This window comes from Kitasatospora sp. NPDC002551 (assembly GCF_040296005.1).
In the GTDB taxonomy this organism is placed as follows: Bacteria; Actinomycetota; Actinomycetes; order Streptomycetales; family Streptomycetaceae; genus Kitasatospora.
The window spans coordinates 108,017-127,842 of record NZ_JBEOWI010000018.1 but is presented as its reverse complement, the minus strand read 5'-3'; the positions used below and the strand labels follow the sequence as shown (position 1 = coordinate 127,842).

Here is a 19,826-nt window from a genome sequence, read left to right as displayed (position 1 = left end):
CGCTCCGCTACTTGACCGCGACCTGGGAGATGTCCAGCACGCCGGTCCAGTCGCTGATGACGATGTTGCGGACGTCCTTGCCGGACAGCCGCTTGTAGACCGGGTGGAACAGCGGGACGGTGAGGGCCTGCTCGCCGATCCGCTTGTCCAGGGCGCCCCAGCGCTTGGCGGCCTCGGCGTGGTCGGTGATCTTGTTGATCTGGTCGATCTCGTCGTTCACCGACGGGTCGTCCAGCTGCGCGGAGTTGAAGTTGTATCCGTCGGTGACGATCTGCCGGCCGTCGAAGATCGGCGCGAGGAACGGGCCGCCGGACGGCCAGTCGGCGCCCCAGCCGCTGAGGAAGAAGCCGGGCTCGGTGCTGACGGTGTGGATGGTCTTGGAGTACCGGGTGGAGTCCAGGGCCTCCAGCTGGACGGTGATCCCGGCCGCCTTCAGGCCGTCCTGGACGGCGGTGGCCAGGTCCGGGCCGTAGCCCTTGCCGACGGCGCTGGAGTGGGTGAGCGGGATGGTCAGGCCGTCCGGGTAACCCGCCTCCTTCAGCAGCTCCCTGGCCTTCTCCGGGTTGCCGGTGGCACCCGCCGGGAACGGGTCGTAGGGCGTGTGCCCGAAGGTCTCCTGGGCGGGCAGGTAGGTGGTGGCGGCCTCGGCGAGCGAGGAGCCGCCGGCCGCGTTGACGACCGAGGTGCGGTTGACCGCGTAGGCGATCGCCTGCCGGACCTTGGGGTTGTCGAACGGCTTGACCTTGGGGTTGAACGCCAGGTAGTTGACGAAGCCGAAGTGGCCGGTGCCGACCCGGGCGGCGAGCGCCTTGTCGTCCTTCACCTGGGCGAGTTCGGAGGGACCGAGGTTGGTGTCGGTGGTGACGGCGGCCGCGTCGGCGCCGGTGCCGGCCGAGAGCCGCTGGTTGATCACCGCCGGGTCGAGCCCGGACTGCACGTCGACGGTGTCCGGGTACGCCTTGCGCTGGTCGTCCGTCGCGGCGGACCAGTGCGGGTTGCGCTCCAGGACGAGGTGCGCGCCGTCGTTCTCGTTCTTGACGACCCGGTACGGGCCGGAGGAGACCGGGTGCTCCTGGTACTTGGTCCCGGTGTCCTTGGCCTTCGGGACGGGTGCGAACTGCGTCTGGGTGGCCAGGTAGGGGAAGTCGCCCTCGGGCTTGTTGAGGCGGAAGACGATGGTCTTCTCGTCCGGCGTCTCGATGGCGGCCAGCCCGCTGCCGTCCTTGTACGGACCCTGGTAGTCGGCGGCGCCGACCAGCCAGTCCCTCAGGAACGGTGCGCCACCGGAGAGTTCGGGGGCGAATGACCTTTCGATGCCGTACTTGATGTCGGCGGTGGTGATCGGCGAACCGTCCTCGAAGGCGAGGCCGTCCTTGAGCCGGTACGTCCACACCGTCGCGCCCTCCGAGGGGGTGCCGGTGTCGGTGGCGAGGTCCGGGACGACCTTGGTGCCGGCCGCGCCGTCGGCCCGGTTGCGGGTGGTGAGGGTGCGGAAGACCAGCGAGGGAACGTTTCCGCCGCCGGAGGTGTAGAGCCGCGCGGGGTCGAACTGCTCCTGAGGGTTCTGGTTGAGCACGGTGAGCGTGCCGCCCTGCTGCGGCGCGGCGCCCTGGTCGGCGCTTCCACCGCCGTCGGCCTTCGGTCCGCACGCCACCGCACCGACGGCCAGCGCGACGGTGACGGTCGCCGCGGCGAGGCGGCGGGGGGTGAAGGTGGTTCGAGACATCGGAAAGGGGGCCTTTCGCTACCGATGGTGCACGGAGAAAGGCGGGCGACAGTGAGGCCGTGAGAGGAGGGTGAGCAGCACCGCGCCCGCGGAAAAAGGGGCGACGCCCCGAAGCGGCGATCACCGCAACGCGTCGGGACAGGCGGATTCAGCGACAGAGATTGTCGGAAACGCAGTGCGCGGCCACGCCGATCAGCGCCAGCTCGATGGCGGCGTACTCGATCGGGTGACGGTCGGACATGCCGAGAAGAATGGAGGACCGTAAGCGGAATGTCAAAAATCCCGATCACCTCCCCCCACCGCGGGAGTGGTGGGAACTGAGGTGATTCCCGGGGCGCCGGGGGATTCCCGGGAATGCGGGGGAGAACCGGACCGCCTCCGGCAACGCTGCGTACAGGGGGCTGTGCGAAACGCGGGAAGCGTCGCAGAATGACAGACATGGGCGAAATAGACCAGTTCGACCGTCTTGGGGTGATGTACGAGGAGATGTCCCTCCTGCCGTGGCGAAGGCATCTGGAGTCGTTCAGCGTGTTCGCCGAGCTGGGAACGGTCACCGGCAGGAGCCTCCTGGACATCGGGTGCGGGACGGGGCTCTACAGCCGGGAACTCAAGCGCCGCGGGGCGGCGCGGGTGGTCGGGCACGACATCTCCGAGGGCATGCTCGACGTCGCCCGGCGGGCCGAGCGCGCCGAGCCGCTCGGCGTCGAGTACACCGAGCGGGCCGGCGGCATCGACGAGGGTGCCTTCGACGCCGCCGTGGCCGTGTACGTCATGCCGTACGCCGAGGAGTACGCGGAACTGGTCACGCTCTGTGCGCTGGCCGCGCGGGCCCTTCGCCCGGGAGGCCGGTTCGTCACCCTCCCGGTGAACCCGGACTTCGACGGGGAACGCGAGTACTACGAACGCTACGGCCTGCGCCTGGTCGAGGCCGAGCCGCGCCGCGATGCCTCGCGGGTGACGCTGGAGTTGTGCTTCGGCCGCTACGACGAACGGATCACCGCCCGCTACTGGAGCCGTGCCACCCTGGAACGGGCCCTGCACGAGGCCGGGTTCGGCACGGTCCGCTGGCCCGGATTCCGGGTCTCCGGGGAGGGACTGGCCCGCCACGGAAAGGACTTCTGGCGGCCCTACCTCACCCGCCCCCACGCGGCGCTCATCACCTGCACCAGAGCCGAATGACCCCGAGGCACGATCATGACGACCACGCAGCAGGACCACCGGAGCCCCGGGCCGATCGAGGAGGGCATCCTGCCGTCGCTCGCCGACGTCGACCACGCCGGGTGGGACCGGCTGGCCGGCCCCGACAACTTCTACAACAGCAGCGCCTGGGCGCACGCGCTCGAACTGGCCCACGGCGACACGGCGCTGGTCACCGCCGCCTCCGGCGGCAGGCTGCTGGGCGCCCTGCCCGTCTGGCCCGGAGAGAACGACGAACCCGGACTGTTCCACCTGCCCACGCTGTTACCCGACGTGACGCAGGCGCGCTCGTCGGCCTACCTGTGGCTGGGAGCCCGGCGCTCCACCTACAACGAACTGGTCTGCACCCGCGGCGAGGCCCGCGCCCGCACCCTGGACGCCCTGTTCGGGACGGCGCTGCGGCTGGCCCGCGAGCGCGGCCTCGACGGCGTCGTCATGCCCTACCTGGCGGCGGACGACGCCCGGGAGCTCGCCCGGCGGCAGCCGCGCGCGAGCGTGCTGCTGCACGACGCGGACGCCAACCTCGCCGTCGCGATCGGCGGCTACGCCGAGCAGTTGGCGCGGATGAGCCAGCCCGACCGCACCCGCCGCCGGGCCGAGCGGCGCGCCTGCGAGCGCGGCGGCACCACCGTGCTGTGGCGGCCCCTGGACCGGCGCGAGGTGGTGCGGCAGACCGCCGCCCTGGTGACACAGACCCGCGCCCGCCACGGCGGCACCGCCGACCCCGCCTGGATGCTCCGCGCCTTCGAGGCCCAGGCCGCGACCGGAGTCCTGGACCGGGCCGTCGGCTGCTTCGCCGTCCGCGAGGGACGGCCCGTCGCCGTGAACGTCTGCTACGCCCACGGTGACCGCCTCTACGCCCGCTACTTCGGGTTCGACTACCGGGCCGCCGAACCGCACGGCGAGTACTTCGTGCTCTGCTACCAGGCCCCCGTCGACTACGCCGCCGCCTGCGGCTTCCGCCGCTACCGCCTGGCGATCTCCGCCTGGCAGATCAAGATCCGGCAGGGCGCCGTGCTCTCCCCGCTCGCGGTCGCCGTGCTGCCCCTGCGCGGGCGGCTCTGCGACCCGCGGACGGAGCGGCGCCACAACGCCCGGACCGCCCGGCTCTGGACGGCCCGCTGCGCCGCCCGCCCCTGGGCCCTGGACCCCGGGTGGCGCGCCTGGGCGCCGGAAGCCCCGGCCCGCCGCCGGCCGGCTGACCACGACCCCACCGCGGAAGGAGCCCCGCCGTGCTGCACCTGGTCTACCTGATCCAGCCCACCGCGGCCGCCGAAGCGGACCAGGCCGCCTTCTGGGAGTGGGTCCGCGCCCGCGAGGCCTGGTTCTACGACGGCCTCGACACCGTGCTGCGCACCCGGTGGGCGGTGCGCACCGTCGGAAGCCCCGTGCACACCATCGAACACACCGTCAGCTTCGCCGACGAGGCCGGCTGGGGCCGCTACCGGCGCCAGGTCGCCGAACGCGGCCGGGACCCCGTCTGGGAACGCCGCCGCACCGAGCAGGCCCACTGGTGGACCCTGCTGGAGGCCACCCTGCTCAGCGACCCGCCGGTCCCGCTCGGATTCGACCGCGGCTCCCTTCCGCCGGGAGGCCCGTCATGACCGCCCTCGACGGCCTCGTGCGCCGCAGCCGCCACCCGCTCTCCCGCGCCCGCTTCATGACCCTGGCCACCACCGACGGCTCCGCGCCCCGCCGCTTCCACCCGCCCCTGGGACTGGGCTGACGTAACGTCAGATAGCTGTTCCCGGACGGTCGGTGGCGTGTCGCCGGGGTTGTCGACAGGGGGTTTGCCGCCCGGCCATGGGTGGGTAATGGTCCAGACCTATTGACGCGCCTTGCCGTGCCTCCTACGATCCGGACCGGCACATCCCCACATGTCCCCACCTCACCCAGAGCCGGGCGTCACGCCCCCACGCGCCGGTCTGTCCACGGCGCCCGGCGGGAAGCGAGCACAGCATGTTCCGTCGGAGGTCGTCGCGCACCCCCCGTCTGCCGGGCGCGGTCCGCCCCGGTCCGGATCCCGTCCGCACGCAGCAGGCGGGCGTGGAACGCGCGGCGCGGGTGCACCGCACCGGCACCGCCGTGCCCGGATCGTCCGTCCTGAGGCGCTCCCTCGCCGGGGTGAGCGCCGCCGCCGTCATCGGTGCCGGTCTCGCCGTGGCGGGCACCGTCACCGCCGGGGCCGCCACCCCCAACCTGGTGTCCAACGCCGGTTTCGAGAACGGACTCTCCGACTGGACCTGTTCCGGCGGCGCCGGCACGGCGGTCAGCAGCCCGGTGCACGGTGGCACCTCGGCGCTCAAGGCCACGCCGACCGGCCTGGACAACGCCCAGTGCAGCCAGACCGTCAGCGTGCAGCCCAACTCCCAGTACACGCTGAGCGCCTACGTCCAGGGCAGCTACATCTACCTGGGCGCCACCGGCACCGGCCTCACCGGTACGACGTCCACCTGGACGGCGAGCAGCGCCTCGTACGGCAAGCTCAGCACCACCTTCTCCACCGGGGCGAACACCACGTCGGTGACCGTCTTCCTGCACGGCTGGTACGGGCAGTCCGCGTTCTACGCGGACGACGTGGAGCTCGCCGGCCCCGGCGGCACCACCACGCCGCCGACGACGCCTCCCACGACGCCGCCGACCACCCCGCCGACCACCCCGCCGACGACGCCTCCCACGACGCCGCCGACCACCCCGCCGACCACGCCTCCCACCACCCCGCCGGGCTCCACCTGCGCGACGAAGCCCAAGCCCGCGGGCAAGGTCGTGCAGGGCTACTGGGAGAACTGGGACGGCGCCTCCAACGGCGTCCACCCGGGCATGGGCTGGACCCCCATCAACGACAGCCGGCTCGCCGCGCACGGCTACAACGTCATCAACGCCGCCTTCCCGGTGATCCTCTCGGACGGCACCGTCCTCTGGGAGGACGGCATGGACGCCACCGTCAAGGTGTCGACCCCGGCCGAGATGTGCCAGGCCAAGGCGGCCGGCGCGACCATCCTGATGTCGATCGGCGGCGCCGCCGCCGGCATCGACCTCAGCTCCAGCGCCGTCGCGGACAAGTTCGTGGCCACCGTCGTCCCGATCCTGAAGAAGTACAACTTCGACGGCATCGACATCGACATCGAGACCGGCCTGTCCGGCAGCGGCAACATCAACACGCTGTCCGCGTCCCAGTCCAACCTGATCCGCATCATCGACGGCGTGCTCGCCCAGATGCCGGCCGGATTCGGCCTGACGATGGCCCCCGAGACCGCGTACGTCACCGGCGGCAGCGTCACCTACGGCTCCATCTGGGGCTCCTACCTGCCGATCATCAAGAAGTACGTCGACAACGGGCGCCTGTGGTGGCTCAACATGCAGTACTACAACGGCAGCATGTACGGCTGCTCCGGTGACTCCTACCAGGCCGGTACCGTCCAGGGCTTCACCGCGCAGACCACCTGCCTGAACAACGGCCTCACCATCCAGGGCACCACCATCAAGGTGCCCTACGACAAGCAGGTCCCCGGCCTGCCGGCCCAGCCCGGCGCGGGCGGCGGCCACATGGCGCCGAGCCTGGTCAGCCAGGCCTGGAACGCCTTCAACGGCCAGCTGAAGGGGCTCATGACCTGGTCGATCAACTGGGACGGCTCGAAGGGCTGGTCCTTCGGCGACAACGTCAAGGCCCTCCAGGGCCGTTGATGTCCCGCTAGCGGCGGCACGACGAGCGCCCGCCGGGTGCCACGGACGGATTCCGTGGCACCCGGCGGGCGCCGGCCTTTCGGCCCGGTCGGCCGGGTCGGCCCGGTCGGCCGGGTCGGCCGGAGGCCGCGGCGGCGGCCCCCGGTGAGGGTGGGGGCGCCGCCGCGGGGTTCAGCGGGTGGCCGGGCCGGCCTCGATCCGGAGGTCCGGGCCGGTGCGGGGGAGCGTGCCCGGGAGCGGGGACGCCGTGGGGGCGGCACCCGGGAGGGTCCCCGGCTCGCACAGCGTCTTGGCCACGAGGGAGCCGATCGCCGCCCCGCTCGCCGAGTCGTCCCGGCCCACGAACGGGTTGTACGACAGCGCGAACTGCCGCCGCCCGTCCAGGCTGCCGAGCAGCAGGGTGGTCCAGCCGGGCAGGCCGCCGTCGTGGCCCCAGGCGGGCTCGCAGCCCGGGCCCAGGTCGATCCGGACCACGCCGAGCCCGTACTGCGCGCCGTCACCCGTGGTCGGCACCGTGTCCGTCAGTGCGGCCATCTCGGCCGGCCGCAGCAGCTTCCCGCCGAACAGGGCGGCGTGGAACCGGTCGAGGTCGGTGGTGGTGGAGATGCCGTTACCGGCCGCGTCCACCAGGGACGGGTTGAACCGGGTGATGTCGGCCGGCCCGGCCGGCAGGTCGAGGTAGGCGTGGGCGTGCGGGCCGCCGAGGCCGGTCTCCGAGCCCGGGAACGCGGTCTCCTCCAGGTGCAGGGGCCGGACGATCCGGCGCTCTACCTCGCGCTGCCAGGTGTGCCCGGTGACCTTCCGGACGATCATCCCGGCGAGGACGTAGTTGGTGTTGGAGTACTTCCAGCCCTGCCCGGGTGCGAAGTACGGCGGGTGCTCGGCCGAGACCGCGGCCAACTGCTCGGGGCGGTAGTCCCGGTAGCGCCAGCTCCCGTACGCGTAGTCCTGCAGGTCGGCCTCGCTCCTCACCAGGAACCGCTCGTCCTCGGTGAAGTTGAACAGGCCGCTGGTGTGGTTGAGCAGCTGCCGGACGGTGATCGCGCCGCCGTTCGGGACGACCCCCGGCAGGTGCCGTTCGACCGGGTCGTCCAGCCGCAGCCGGCCCTCGCCGACCAGCTGGAGGACGACCGTCGACACGAAGGTCTTGGTGATGCTGCCGATCCGGAACCGGCCGTCCGCCCTGGCCGGCTGCCCGGTGGCCAGGTCGGCGGTCCCGGCGGCGCCGCGCCACGGGACGCGACCGGCGAGGCGGATCTCCGCGAGCGCGGCGGTCGCCCCGCCGTGCTCCACGAGGTCCCGCAGCTCCGGCCGCCCGTCGACGCGCGGCCGGCGCTCCGCCACGGACCCGGGGCCGGAGGCGTCCCCGCCCGCCGCCACGGCCGCCGTCGGGGCGAGCGTGACGACGGTGGCACCGGCCAGGGCGACGGCGGCGAGCCGTGTCCCCAGCCGGCCGCGCCGGTGCGATGTCCGAGACTGAACGATGGTCATGGTTCCCGCCCCTTCCGGCCCGACCCCCGGGCCGCCGCCACCACCATCGCAGTTCCCGCACCCCCGCCGCGTCCTCCTCCGGGGGGGGTCATCGCCCTTGGCGGGCCCGCGCGGTGAGGGACGTGAAGTGCTCGGTGCCGAGGATCCGGCGCCGGACGGCCTCGGGCTCGCGGGCCAGCAGGCCGGGCAGCGCACGCCCGGGCCCGGTCTGGCTGCGGTGGGCCGTGATCGCGGCCCACTTCCGGTCGAACCACGGGCCGATGTCGCAGCTCAGGTCGACCATGCTGTCCGGCACGCTGAGCGTCGTCTTGCCGACGCGGCCCAGGAGGGGGCCGAGGTCGGCGAGCGCCGCGTGGGGATGGGTCGCCATCCGGAGGGCCTCGGGCTGCCAGGGCGCGCCGGCCTCCGGATAGAGGTGTTCGAGGCCGGCGGCGGCGAAGGCGAGCAGGGTGGCGTGGTGGGTGCGCCGGTGGTCCGGGTGGCCGGTCAACTGTCCGTATGCGTCGTGGGTCAGCACGATCCCGGGCCTGACGGCGCGGATCTGCCGCACGATGTCCTGGACGACGGTGTCCACGGGCGCGTCGCAGAGCCGGGGCCGCCCGGGCGCGGACCGCGGGACGCGGGCGTCGGCGTAGCCGAGCATCCGCGGCTCCCCGGCGCCCAGGACGCCCAGGGCCTCGGCGAGTTCGGCGCCGCGGTGGCTCTCCCGCGTCCAGGTGGCGGTGACGACGGCCGTCCGCGCCCCGGAGGCGGCGTGCCGGGCGAGGACGCCGCCGACGAGGAGCGATTCGTCGTCGGGGTGGGCGAGGACGGCGAGCAGCGAGGGCAGTGGCGGCATGGGCGGGACCTCCTGGTTCGGGCGGGTCAGCCTTCCTCGGGTGACCGCGCGGGTGAGTCCGAGGGTGACTCCGCCGTGACGACGTAGAGCGTCACCGCGGCGAGGAACGGCCCTCGGGTCAGATGGTCGAGCCAGCTGTCCGCCTGACCGCGCGTGAGGTACCCGGCGGCCACCGCGCGCTCGGTGTTGCGGTGGAGCCCGAGGATCCGGTCGGCGGCGTGGACCTCCCGGAAGACCGAGGTCACCGGGGCGACCGAGGGGACGGCGAAACCCGCCTGCCCGGCGAGGCGGGGCAACTGCCGTCCGACGAGGGCGTTGCGCACGATCCGGTCGGTGATGTGCCGGGTGTACGCCCGGGCGATCTCCGGATCCGGGTGGTCGACGGCGAGCGAGTCCCAGTCGGGTTCGGCCATGACCAGCCGGCCGCCGGGGCGCAGCACCCGCCGGGCCTCCGCCAGGACGGCCGGGACGTCCTCGACGTGCTGCAGCACGCGGTCGGTCCGCAACCGGTCCGCGGAGCCCGCGGGAAGCGGCAGGGCGTGAACGTCGGCCGTCAGCACGCCGGTTCCCGGAAGGCCGGCGGTCCGGGCGAGCGCCCGCCGGGTCATCCCGGGGTCGGAGTCGACGCCGATGACCCGCCCGCCGGGCGCGGCCGCGCGGGCCAGCACGCCGAGGTCGGTCGCCGGACCGCAGCCCAGGTCCAGGACGACGTGGCCCGGCCGGACGGCCAGCGCCCGCAGGGCGGCCTCCTTGTAGGTGTGCGCGACCTGGGTGGCGGAGAGCCGGTCCAGGTAGAGAGCCTTGTCCGGGACGGCCTTCTCGAAGATCTCCGCGGCCTGCGCGAGGGAGGCGATCCCGCCGTCGAGGGCCTCCCGGCCGGCCGGCGTGAGCGCCAGGGGCCGCCGCCTGCCGTCGCCGTCCAGGTACTCGACCAGGCCCTTGCCGTGCAGCCGCGCCAGGGCGCTCGACAGGCTGCCGCGGCCGAGTCTGGCGCCGGTCAGCCGCTCGATCGCGGTGTTGACGGCGTATCCGTGCAGGGGACCGTCCGCGAGGGCGGACAGGACGAGCATCTGGGCGTCGTTGGTACGCACTGGCACTCCCGGGAGCAGCGGGTTTCCCTGATAACACGCGGCGCGTGCTATCACTCCGTAGTATGCACGCCGTGATGGGCCGGTGTCCGCCCATCCCTCCCGCTTCCGAAAGGCCGCGACATGCGCGTCAGTGACCCCCTCTACGCCTTCTACGCCAGGCGGCTGCGCCGACGGCTCCACGGCCGGGAGCTCCCCGGGCACATCGGGTTGATCATGGACGGCAACCGGCGCTGGGCCCGTCGGCGCGGCATCGGGAACCCGAGCCTCGGCCACAAGGCCGGTGCCGAGCACGTGGAACACGTGCTCGCGTGGTGCGAGGACCTCCGGATCCGGCACGTCACCGTGTTCGTCTGCTCCGCCGAGAACCTCCAGCGGCGCGGTGACAGCGAGGTCGCCTTCCTGATGCGGGTGATCGAGGACGTCCTGGCGGCGCAGCTCGCCAGGCCGCGGCCGCGCTGGCGGGTGCACATCGCCGGAGCCCTCGACACCCTGCCCGACAGCACGGCCCGCGCCCTGAAGGAGGCGGTCGAGGCCACCCGCGAGTGCACCACCGGCGCCCACGTGACCCTCGCCGTCGGCTACGGCGGCCGCCAGGAACTCGTGGACGCCATGCGGGACCTGCTGTACGAGCAGGCGGCGGCCGGAACGCCGATGCGGGACCTCGCCGGCGAGCTGACCGCCGACGACATCGCCCGCCACCTCTACACCGCCGGACAGCCGGACCCCGACCTGGTCATCCGCACCAGCGGAGAGCAGCGGATGTCGAACTTCCTGCTGTGGCAGAGCGCCTACTCGGAGCTGTACTTCTGCGAGGCGTACTGGCCGGCCTTCCGTGAGGTGGACTTCCTGCGGGCGGTACGCGCCTACGCCGACCGGCAGCGCCGCTACGGGGCCTGACGGCCGGACAGGTCCCGCGAGGCGGCGGGCGGCGGTGGGTGGTCGCCGTCGACGGCCGCGCCCGGGCACGGCCGTCGCGGATCCGCGGGTCCGCAGGGGTGCCTCAGCCCGCGGCCGGTCCGGCCGAGCGGGCCAGTAGGGCGCCGGCCCGGTGGAGCCAGTGGGCGGCCCGCCGCCGGGCGTCCTCGGGGTCACCGGCCAGCGAGAGCAGGGTCAGCGCCCGCGCGTCGGTGGAGCCGCCGGCGACCACGCGGACCGGGACGGCGGCCCGCCGCGCCCGCGCCAGCACCTCGCCGACGGCCTTGCCGAGCAGGCTGGTGGCGTCGAAGCGGCCCTCGCCGGTGACCACGAGGTCGGCGCCGTCGAGGGCCGCGTCCAGGCCGAGCAGGTCGGCGACGGCGGCGGCGCCGGGCGTGATCCGGGCGTTCCAGGCCGCGGCCAGCCCGTAGGCGGTGCCGCCGGCCGCACCGGCTCCCGGCTGCCGCGGGTCGCCGCCGAGCAGCTCCGCGTACCGCTCCAGCCCGCGCTCCAGCCGGGCCACCTCGGCTGCTCCGGCGCCCTTCTGCGGCCCGTACACCGCCGCCGCGCCGGCCGGGCCGAGCAGGGGGTTGGTGACGTCGGTGAGCAGCCGGACGCCGCCGGGCGGGGCCGGGCGCAGGCTTCCGAGGTCGGCGCGGGCGGCCGCGGCGAGCGCGCCGCCGCCGTCGGGCAGCGGTGTGCCCGAGCGGTCGAGCAGGCGCAGGCCGAGCGCGGAGAGCAGCCCGGCGCCGCCGTCGGTGGAGGCGGAGCCGCCGAGGCCCACCGTCAGCGCGCTCGCGCCGGCGTCCAGGGCGGCGGCGATCGTCTCGCCGGTGCCGCGGCTGGTCGCGGTGAGCGGGGCGAGCCGCTCGCCGAGCAGCGGCAGGCCGCCGGTGGTGGCGAACTCGACCAGCGCCGTGCCGTCGGGGAGCAGGGCGTAGCGGCCGGGGACGGGCCTGCCGTCGGGGCCGGTGCAGCCGGGGACCTCGTGGACGCACGCGCCGGGGCGGGCGGTGGCCACCGCGTCGAGGGTGCCCTCGCCGCCGTCGGCCATCGGCAGGGACAGCAGGTCGTCGCCGGGGCGCACCGAGCGCCAGCCGTCCGCGAGGGCCCGGGCGGCCTCGGTGGCGGTGGCGGTGCCCTTGAAGGAGTCGGGCGCGAGGACGATCCTCACGACACGGCCACGTGGGCGAGGTGGCGCTCGGTCAGGGTGCGCAGGGTCTGCTCGCCCGGGGTGTCCCAGATCCGCTCGTTGAAGATCTCCACCTCGATCCAGCCCTCGTAGCCGGCGGCGGTGACCAGCTCGGTGAGCGCGCGGAAGTCGATGTGGCCGTCACCGACGTGGCCGCGTCCGAGCAGGGCGTCGGCCGGCAGCGGCAGCGTCCAGTCGCAGACCTGGTAGGAGGCGATCCGGCCCTCCCGTCCGGCGCGCGCGATCTGCTCGGGCAGCTGCGGGTCCCACCAGACGTGGTAGCTGTCGACGACGACGCCGACCTGCGCGGCGGGGTGCGGCCGGGCGAGGTCGAGGGCCTGGCCGAGGGTGGAGAGGACGGCGCGGTCGGCGCAGAACATCGGGTGCAGCGGCTCCAGGGCCAGCCGTACGCCGAAGTCCCCGGCGTGCGGGGCCAGTTCGGCGATCATGTCGGCGACGGACCGCCGGGCGCCGGCGAGGTCCCGGCTGCCGCCGGGCAGGCCGCCGACGACCATCACCAGGGTGTCGGTGCCGAGTTCGGCGGCCTCCTCGATCGCCTGGAGGTTGTCGGCGAGCGCGGTCCGCCGCTCCTCGGGGGCGGTGGCGGTCAGGAAGCCGCCCCGGCACAGGCTGCTGACGGCCAGTCCGGCGTCCCGGCAGAGCTTCGCGGAGCGGGCCAGGCCGGTTTCGGCGACCTTGTCCCGCCAGAGGCCGATCGCCGGGATGCCGGCGTCCACGCAGCCCCGGACGGCCTCGGGCAGGCTCCACCGCTTGGTGGTGATCTGGTTGAGCGAGAGACGGTCGAGTCCGGTCACGGTGCCGGGCTCCTTTCGGGGAGAGGGGGCGGGAACGCCGGTGGCCGCCCGTCGGGGGTGGGGCGGCCACCGGGGGAGGAGGAGCGCTGGTCTCAGCCGAGCGGTGCGGCCACCGCGAGGTAGCGCCGCATCCGCTCGACGGCGAGGTGCGGGTCGGGCAGCACGCCCGCGGCGTCGGCGAGGCGGAACAGCTCGACCAGGTGCGGCACGGAACGCCCGCTCTGCGCGCCGCCGACCATGGTGAAGTGGTCCTGGTGCCCGGCGAGCCAGGCCAGGAAGACCACCCCGGTCTTGTAGTGGAAGGTCGGCGCGGCGAACAGGTGCCGGGCCAGCGGCAGGGTCGGCGCGAGCAGCGCGTCGTACCGGTCGAGGTCGCCCGCGTCCAGGGCCCGCAGCGCGGCGGCGGCGACCGGGGCGATCGGGTCGAAGACGCCCAGCAGTGCGTCGCTGTGCCCGAGCGCGTCGCCGCGGATCAGCGCCGGGTAGTTGAAGTCGTCGCCGGTGTAGAGCCGCACGCCCGGGGGCAGGGCGCGGCGCAGCCCGACCTCGTGGTCCGCGTCGAGCAGCGACACCTTGATGCCGTTGATCCGCTCGGCGTGCGCCTCGATGAGCGCCAGGACGGTGGCGGTGGCGGCGGTGACGTCCCCGGAGCCCCAGTAGCCGGCCAGGGCCGGGTCGAACATCTCGCCCAGCCAGTGCAGGATCACCGGCCGGCTGCTCTGGCCGATCAGGCGGCCGTAGACCGCCAGGTAGTCCTCGGCGCCGCGGGCGGCGTGGGCGAGCGCCCGGCTGGCCATCAGGATCGGCCGGGCGCCGGCGGCCTCGACGACCTCCAGCTGCTCCTCGTAGGCCGCGGCGATGGCGCCGACGGTGTGCGTTCCGGGGGCGAGCTGGTCGGTGCCGACGCCGCAGGCGAGCAGTCCGCCGTAGCTGCGGGCCTCGGCGCCGGAGCGGGTGATCAGCTCGCGGGTGGCGGGCCAGTCGAGGCCCATGCCGCGCTGGGCGGTGTCCATCGCGTCGGCGACGCCGAGGCCCAGGGACCACAGGTGGCGGCGGAAGGCGAGCGTGGTGTCCCAGTCGACGGCGGCGGGGGCGCCGGGAGCGTTGCCGCCGAGCGGGTCGGCGACCACGTGGGCGGCGGCGTAGGCGAGCCGGGAGGCCGGGGGCTCGGGGGTGGCGGGCAGCTCGGCGGGGGCGCGCATCCGGTGGCGGCCGAGGCCGGGCAGGTCGATGTCGGTCATGGTGTCAGCAACGCAATCGCTACGGGGCGGTCGGGGAGCGGGGCACTCGGCGCGCCGGGCGTTCGGAACCCTCGGGGCGTTCGGAGCGTCGGGGCGTTCAGAGCGCGAGGTCGGGCACGTCGAGGCGGCGGCCCTCGCGGGCGGAGCGCAGGCCGAGCTCGGCGAGCTGGACGCCCTTGGCGCCCTCCAGGAGGTCCCAGCGGTAGTCCGAGCCGGTCACCACGTGGCGCAGGAACAGCTCCCACTGCACCTTGAAGCCGTTGTCGAACTCGCCGTTGTCCGGGACGTGCTGCCACTGGTCGCGGAAGGACTCGGTGACCGGCAGGTCGGGGTTCCAGACCGGCTTGGGGGTGGCGGCGCGGTGCTGGAAGCGGCAGTTGCGCAGGCCGGCCACCGCGCTGCCCTCGGTGCCGTCGACCTGGAACTCCACCAGCTCGTCGCGGTCGACCCGCACCGCCCACGAGGAGTTGATCTGGGCGGTGATGCCGCCCTCCAGCTCGAACACGCCGTACGCGGCGTCGTCGGCGGTCGCCGGGTAGCGGCGGCCCTGCTCGTCGACGCGCTGCGGGATGTGGGTGGCGGTGTGCGCGTAGACGGACCGGACGGGGGCGATGAGGTTGTCCAGCACGTAGCGCCAGTGCGGGAACATGTCGAGGACCATGCCGCCGCCGTCCTCGGCGCGGTAGTTCCAGGACGGGCGCTGGGCGTCCTGCCAGTCGCCCTCGAAGACCCAGTAGCCGAACTCGCCGCGCACGGACAGGATCCGGCCGAAGAAGCCGCCGTCCACCAGCCGCTTGAGCTTGAGCAGGCCGGGCAGGAAGAGCTTGTCCTGCACGGCGCCGTTGCGCACCCCGGCCTCGCGGGCGAGCCGGGCCAGATCCAGCGCGGCGTCCACCGACTCGGCGGTGGGCTTCTCGGTGTAGACGTGCTTGCCGGCCGCGATGGCCCGGCGGATGGCCTGCTCGCGGACCTGGGTCAGCTGGGCGTCGAAGTAGATCTCGGCCAGCGGGTGGGCCAGGGCCTCGTCCAGGGAGGTGGTCCAGTGCTCCAGGCCGTGGCGCTCGGCGAGTTCCTTCAGCTTGGCGGCGCTGCGGCCGACCAGGATCGGCTCGGGCCACAGCACCTCGCCGTCGCCGAGAGGCAGGCCGCCCTGGTCGCGGATGGCGAGGATGGAGCGGACCAGGTGCTGGCGGTAGCCCATCCGGCCGGTGACACCGTTCATGACGATGCCGATCACCCTGCGGGACATGGGGGTTCTCCAATTCGTGGGGAGCTGGGTCGTTCTCGTGCGGGGGACGGCGCGCGGTTCACGCGGTGCGGTGGACGTCCTCGGCGCGCACGGGGTGGGCGAAGGGCTGCCCGGCGGCGTAGCGGGCCAGTTCGTCGGCGGCCGCGGCGGCCATGCGGTGCAGCTCCCGGCCGAGCGAGCCGGCGATGTGCGGGGTGAGCACCACGTTGGGCAGGTCGTAGAGCGGGGAGTCGGCGGGCAGCACCTCGGGGACGGTGACGTCGAGGACGGCGTCGAGGCGCCCGGAGAGCAGTTCGCCGACGAGCGCCCGCTGGTCGACCAGGGAGCCGCGGGAGGTGTTGATCAGGGTGGCGCCGTCGCGCATCGACGCCAGGCGGCGGGCGTCGATCAGGTGGTGGGTGGCCGGGAGCTCGGGGGCGTGGATGCTGACCACGTCGCTCGCCGCGCAGAGTTCGTCCAGGCCGACGGCGCGCGCGCCGAGCGCGGCGGCCCCGGCCGCGTCCACGTACGGGTCGTGCAGCAGCAGGTCGAGGTCGTGCGGGCGCAGGAGTTCCAGGACGCGCCGGCCGATCCGGGAGGCGCCGACGATGCCGACGGTGCGCCGGTAGTTGCCGGCGTCGGGGTAGCCGCGCTGCCAGTCGTGCGGGACGCCGCGCCGGGCGCGGTAGTCCTCGCGGAGCCGCAGCACCTGCTTGTTGGCCAGCAGGACGGCGGCGACGGTGTACTCGGCGACGGGCAGGGCGTTGGCCCAGGCGGCGGAGGTGACCAGCAGGCCGCGCCGCCAGCAGGCGTCGGTGACGTGGTGCTTGATCGAGCCCGCCGCGTGGATCACCGCGCGCAGCCGCGGGGCGGCGGCCAGCACGCTCTCGTCGATCGCGGGGCAGCCCCAGCTGGACACGATGACCTCGGTCTCGGCGAGGACGGCGCGGGCCTCCTCGGTGCCGAAGTCGTCGAGCACCAGCGCGGGGTCGAGGTCGGCGACCTCCGTCAGGCGGGCCGTCGAGCGCTCGTCGAAGAGGCGGGCGGTGAGCTCGCGGTGCATCGCGAGCACGGCGCGGGGGCGGTGGGCGGGGTGGGCCGGGCCCGCCGCTCGGGGGTCGGTCATGGGGATCTCCGGGGCGGGGGCGGTGGATGGGGTGCTCACTTGACGCTCCCCGCGGTGAGACCGGCCTTCCAGTGCCGCTGGAGCAGGACGAAGGCGAGGATGAGCGGGACGACGGCCAGCAGCGCGCCGGTGACGACCAGCGGGTAGTACTCGGGGAAGGCCTTGGTCTGGGCGTTCCAGCTGAACAGGCCGAGGCTGACCGGGAAGAGCCGGTTGTCGGAGAGCATCACCAGGGGCAGGAAGAAGTTGTTCCAGATGGCGGTGAACTGGAACAGCAGGACGGTGACGAAGCCGGGCATGACCATGCGCAGGCCGATCGACCAGAAGGTGCGCAGCTCGCCCGCGCCGTCCATCCGCGCGGCCTCCAGCACCTCGCCGGGCACGTAGCCGGCGCAGAAGACCCGGGCGAGGTAGACGCCGAAGGGGTTCACCAGGGAGGGCAGGAAGACCGCCCAGAAGGTGTTGACGATGCCGAGTTCGGAGGCGAGCAGGTACAGCGGCAGGGCGAGCGCGGTGGTGGGCACCAGCACGCCGAGCAGGACCAGGCCGAACAGCTTCTCCTTGCCGGGGAAGGTGTAGACGTGGAACGCGTAGCCGGCGCCGACGCACACCAGCGCGCAGAGGAAGGAGCCGATCCCGGCGTAGAGCAGGGAGTTGAGGTACCAGCGGAAGTAGATGCCGTCGCCGGTGGTGGCGAGGTCGCTCAGGTTCTGCCCGAGGTTGAAGTTGGCGGGGGTCAGGGTTCGGCCGCCGAGCAGGTCGGCGGTGTTCTTGGCGGCGGCGGTGAGCAGCCAGCCGAGCGGCAGCAGGGTGTAGGCGGTGGCCAGGACGAGGGCGCCGTTGACGGCGCCCTTCGACAGGGTCCAGGGACGTCGGGTGTTCACGGGCGGGCCTCCCGTCCGCGCCCGGAGCGGGAGCGGGTCAGCCGGGTGACGGCGAAGGAGAGCGCGGCGGCGGCGAGGGCGAGCAGCACCGAGGAGGCGGCCGCCAGGCCGTAGTCGCCGCGCTCGAAGGCGGCGGTGTAGGCGTACATGTTGGGGGTCCAGGTGGAGACCACGCCCGGTGCGGTGCCGTGCAGGATCATCGGCTCGGTGAAGAGCTGGAGCGAGCCGATGACGGTGAACAGCCCGACCATGGCGAGCGAGGGCCGGATCAGCGGGATCTTGATGCTCAGCGCCGTCCGCAGGGGCCCGGCGCCGTCGACGACGGCGGCCTCCAGCACCTCGCGCGGGATGGCCTGGAGCGCGGCGTAGAAGATGACCATGTTGTAGCCGCTCCACTGCCACAGCGCCATGTTGACCACGGCCGGCAGCGGGTTGCCGAGCGGGTCGGGCTGCGCGCCGAGGGCCTCGAAGGCGTCGAGCACCGGGCTGATGCCGGGGGTGTACAGGTACATCCAGATCAGCGCGGCGATGATGCCGGGCACCGCGTGCGGGATGAACAGGGCGAGCTGGAAGAACCGCTTGGCCCGGGCCAGCGCCGAGTCCAGGAGCAGCGCGAGGACGAGCGCGAGGACCGTCATCAGCGGGATGTAGAGCAGGCAGTACCGGGCGATGGTGAGGAAGCCGTCGCGGAAGGCCTCGTCCCGCAGGGCCCGGGTGTAGTTGCCGAGGCCGGTGAAGACCGTCTCGGTGCCGCCGAAGCCGAGGCCGGAGCGGTGCTCGGTGAACAGGCTCAGCCTGATCGCGTAGCCGATCGGGACGAGGGTGCAGGCGGTGAACAGGAGGAAGAACGGGGCGAGGAGCGCGGCCGGTGCCCCGTACCGCCCGCGCCGCCGCACGGCGGCGGCGCGGGGGACCTTGGTGCGGGTCGTCACTGGGCGACCTTCAGCCCGCGGTTCTTGAACTCGGCGAGGGTGGCCTGCTGCCCGGCGGAGAGGGCGTCGTCGATGGTGCCGGTCTTGCCGGCGACCTTGCCGAAGGCGTCCTTCAGGGTGCTGTTGGTCAGGCCCATGACGGGGCCCCAGGTCCAGCCCTGCTTGATCGACTTGGCGGCGTCGGAGAACACCGCGTAGATGTCCTGGCCGCCGTAGAAGTCGGTGTTGAAGGCCTGGGCGGCGACCGGGACGAGCTCGGTGGCGGCCGGGTAGGAGGACGAGGTGCCGGAGGCGATGCGGGCCTTGATGCCCTCGGGCGTGGTGGTCGCCCAGGTGGCGAAGGTGACGGCGGCCGCGGCCTTCTTGCTGTCCTTGGAGACGGCGAAGGTGGTGCCGCCGAGCATGCCGCTGGCGGGGGTGCCGTCCCAGCTGGGCAGCGGGGCGACCGCCCAGGTGCCGTTGACCTCGGAGGTGGTGCCGAGGTTGGCCTTCAGGACGCCGCCGCCCCAGGAGGCGCCGAGGTAGCCGGCGGTCTCGCCCTTCTGCAGGGAGGCGGTCCACTGCTGGCTGAAGGACGGCTGGACGCGGACCAGGTCCTCGTCGATCAGCTGCTGCCAGTAGGCGGAGACCTTCCTGGTCTCGGCGCCGGTCAGGTCGGCCTTCCAGGACTCGTCGGCGGCGGTGAACCAGCGGGCGCCGTTCTGCCAGGCCATCGCCTCCAGGGTGGTGGGGTCGTCCGGGAAGAACGTGGCGATGCGGGCGTCGGGCTGGGCCTCCTTGAGCTTCTGGGCGGCGGTGCGGAACTCGTCCCAGGTCCTGGGGACGGTGATGCCGGCCTTCTCGAAGAGGTCCTTGCGGTAGTAGAAGGTCTGCGGGGCGGCGTCCAGCGGCAGCGCCCAGGTGCGGCCGCCGAGCGAGGTGAGCTCGGTGGCCTGCGGCAGGTACTTGGCCTTGAGGTCGGCCCCGACGAGCTTGGAGATGTCCTGGACGGCGCCCTGGCTGACGAAGTCGGGCAGCTGCGGGTACTCGACGTTGAACACGTCGGGGGCGTTGCCGGCCTTGACGGCGTTGGAGAGCTTCGCGTAACCGCCGGCGTTGCCCGCGGGGATCTCCTCGAAGGTGACCTGGATGTCCGGGTGGCTCGCGTTGAAGGCGGCCACCACCTCCTTGGTGCCCTTGGCCCAGCCCCAGAAGGTGAGGGTGACGGGCTTGCCGTCGGCGGCGTCGGTCGCCTTGCCGCCGTCGCTGCCGCAGGCGGCGAGGAGGGTCACCGAGAGCGCGGCCGCGGTGACGGTGGCGGCGGCGCGGAGGGCTCTGCGGCGGGGGAACGCGAATGAGCGCATGGCACGGCTCCTAGGGGGATGGTCACGGCCCGGGGGGTCGGCCCGGTCGCGGACTCGTGAGGGTGGGGGCGACTGGCAGCCATCCTGAGCAGCTTGCCGATCGGAGTCAAGACCGATAGATCG

Annotated in this window: 19 protein-coding genes and 1 pseudogene; 7 read left to right on the top strand and 13 right to left on the bottom strand. The window is 73.7% G+C overall.

Going from position 1 to position 19,826, the window contains the following annotated elements:
- Window positions 1-7: 7 nt before the first annotated feature.
- Complete coding sequence (locus ABT093_RS17970; protein WP_350565251.1) at window positions 8-1,726, bottom strand: ABC transporter substrate-binding protein; 1,719 nt, start codon at window positions 1,724-1,726, stop codon at window positions 8-10.
- Between the two features lie 148 nt (window positions 1,727-1,874).
- Window positions 1,875-1,967 (bottom strand): Ms4533A family Cys-rich leader peptide, encoded by a 93-nt coding sequence (locus ABT093_RS17965; RefSeq protein ID WP_350565249.1) that lies wholly within the window; start codon window positions 1,965-1,967, stop codon window positions 1,875-1,877.
- A gap of 197 nt (window positions 1,968-2,164) precedes the next feature.
- Here ABT093_RS17965 and ABT093_RS17960 point away from each other — a divergent pair, with 197 nt between their 5' ends.
- The 6 genes and pseudogenes from ABT093_RS17960 (at window position 2,165) to ABT093_RS17935 (ending at window position 6,607) form a co-directional block, all read left to right on the top strand.
- Entirely contained in the window at window positions 2,165-2,905 is a 741-nt protein-coding gene (locus tag ABT093_RS17960) for a class I SAM-dependent methyltransferase (RefSeq protein WP_350565247.1), read from the top strand.
- Window positions 2,906-2,920: 15 nt separating this feature from the next.
- Window positions 2,921-4,177, top strand: coding sequence for a GNAT family N-acetyltransferase (locus tag ABT093_RS17955; RefSeq protein ID WP_350565245.1), 1,257 nt, complete (start codon window positions 2,921-2,923; stop codon window positions 4,175-4,177).
- Window positions 4,156-4,527 (top strand): hypothetical protein, encoded by a 372-nt coding sequence (locus tag ABT093_RS17950; protein ID WP_350565243.1) that lies wholly within the window; start codon window positions 4,156-4,158, stop codon window positions 4,525-4,527. Before ABT093_RS17955 ends, ABT093_RS17950 begins: the two co-directional genes overlap by 22 nt.
- On the top strand, window positions 4,524-4,649 hold the full coding sequence (locus ABT093_RS17945) for a hypothetical protein (RefSeq protein ID WP_350565242.1): 126 nt from the start codon (window positions 4,524-4,526) through the stop codon (window positions 4,647-4,649). Before ABT093_RS17950 ends, ABT093_RS17945 begins: the two co-directional genes overlap by 4 nt.
- Window positions 4,650-4,882: 233 nt before the next feature.
- Window positions 4,883-5,458, top strand: a pseudogene (locus ABT093_RS17940) (carbohydrate binding domain-containing protein); the annotation flags it as partial.
- Between the two features lie 231 nt (window positions 5,459-5,689).
- The gene (locus ABT093_RS17935; protein ID WP_350565271.1) at window positions 5,690-6,607 is read left to right on the top strand and encodes a chitinase; all 918 of its coding nucleotides are present in this window, start codon (window positions 5,690-5,692) and stop codon (window positions 6,605-6,607) included.
- Between the two features lie 171 nt (window positions 6,608-6,778).
- Here ABT093_RS17935 and ABT093_RS17930 read toward each other — a convergent pair whose 3' ends face one another.
- The 3 genes from ABT093_RS17930 to ABT093_RS17920 form a co-directional block, all read right to left on the bottom strand.
- Window positions 6,779-8,098 (bottom strand): serine hydrolase domain-containing protein, encoded by a 1,320-nt coding sequence (locus ABT093_RS17930; RefSeq protein WP_350565240.1) that lies wholly within the window; start codon window positions 8,096-8,098, stop codon window positions 6,779-6,781.
- Between the two features lie 88 nt (window positions 8,099-8,186).
- Entirely contained in the window at window positions 8,187-8,936 is a 750-nt protein-coding gene (locus tag ABT093_RS17925; RefSeq protein WP_350565238.1) for a PIG-L deacetylase family protein, read from the bottom strand.
- A 26-nt stretch (window positions 8,937-8,962) separates the two neighbouring features.
- On the bottom strand, window positions 8,963-10,027 hold the full coding sequence (locus ABT093_RS17920; protein ID WP_350565236.1) for a methyltransferase domain-containing protein: 1,065 nt from the start codon (window positions 10,025-10,027) through the stop codon (window positions 8,963-8,965).
- A 120-nt stretch (window positions 10,028-10,147) separates the two neighbouring features.
- On the opposite strand from ABT093_RS17920, the gene uppS reads away from it, so the two are divergent.
- Entirely contained in the window at window positions 10,148-10,924 is a 777-nt protein-coding gene (gene uppS / locus ABT093_RS17915; RefSeq protein WP_350565234.1) for a polyprenyl diphosphate synthase, read from the top strand.
- Window positions 10,925-11,027: 103 nt separating this feature from the next.
- Here uppS and ABT093_RS17910 read toward each other — a convergent pair whose 3' ends face one another.
- The 8 genes from ABT093_RS17910 to ABT093_RS17875 all read right to left on the bottom strand — a co-directional run bounded on the left by ABT093_RS17910 (window position 11,028) and on the right by ABT093_RS17875 (window position 19,703).
- Window positions 11,028-12,116, bottom strand: a complete 1,089-nt coding sequence (locus ABT093_RS17910) for a glycerate kinase (RefSeq protein ID WP_350565232.1) — start codon at window positions 12,114-12,116, stop codon at window positions 11,028-11,030.
- Entirely contained in the window at window positions 12,113-12,949 is an 837-nt protein-coding gene (locus ABT093_RS17905; protein ID WP_350565231.1) for a sugar phosphate isomerase/epimerase family protein, read from the bottom strand. The genes ABT093_RS17910 and ABT093_RS17905 overlap by 4 nt, the downstream gene beginning before the upstream one ends.
- 92 nt (window positions 12,950-13,041) lie before the next feature.
- Complete coding sequence (locus ABT093_RS17900) at window positions 13,042-14,190, bottom strand: dihydrodipicolinate synthase family protein (RefSeq protein ID WP_502884248.1); 1,149 nt, start codon at window positions 14,188-14,190, stop codon at window positions 13,042-13,044.
- Window positions 14,191-14,287: 97 nt separating this feature from the next.
- On the bottom strand, window positions 14,288-15,439 hold the full coding sequence (locus tag ABT093_RS17895; RefSeq protein ID WP_350565229.1) for a Gfo/Idh/MocA family protein: 1,152 nt from the start codon (window positions 15,437-15,439) through the stop codon (window positions 14,288-14,290).
- Window positions 15,440-15,497: 58 nt separating this feature from the next.
- A complete protein-coding gene (locus ABT093_RS17890; protein ID WP_350565267.1) occupies window positions 15,498-16,481 on the bottom strand; it encodes a hydroxyacid dehydrogenase in 984 nt (327 codons plus the stop codon).
- A gap of 98 nt (window positions 16,482-16,579) precedes the next feature.
- Entirely contained in the window at window positions 16,580-17,428 is an 849-nt protein-coding gene (locus tag ABT093_RS17885; protein ID WP_350565227.1) for a carbohydrate ABC transporter permease, read from the bottom strand.
- Window positions 17,425-18,360: a carbohydrate ABC transporter permease gene (locus ABT093_RS17880; protein ID WP_502884247.1), complete on the bottom strand. Its 936-nt coding sequence runs from the start codon at window positions 18,358-18,360 to the stop codon at window positions 17,425-17,427. The genes ABT093_RS17885 and ABT093_RS17880 overlap by 4 nt, the downstream gene beginning before the upstream one ends.
- Window positions 18,357-19,703, bottom strand: a complete 1,347-nt coding sequence (locus tag ABT093_RS17875) for an ABC transporter substrate-binding protein (protein ID WP_350565225.1) — start codon at window positions 19,701-19,703, stop codon at window positions 18,357-18,359. Before ABT093_RS17875 ends, ABT093_RS17880 begins: the two co-directional genes overlap by 4 nt.
- Window positions 19,704-19,826 lie beyond the last annotated feature (123 nt).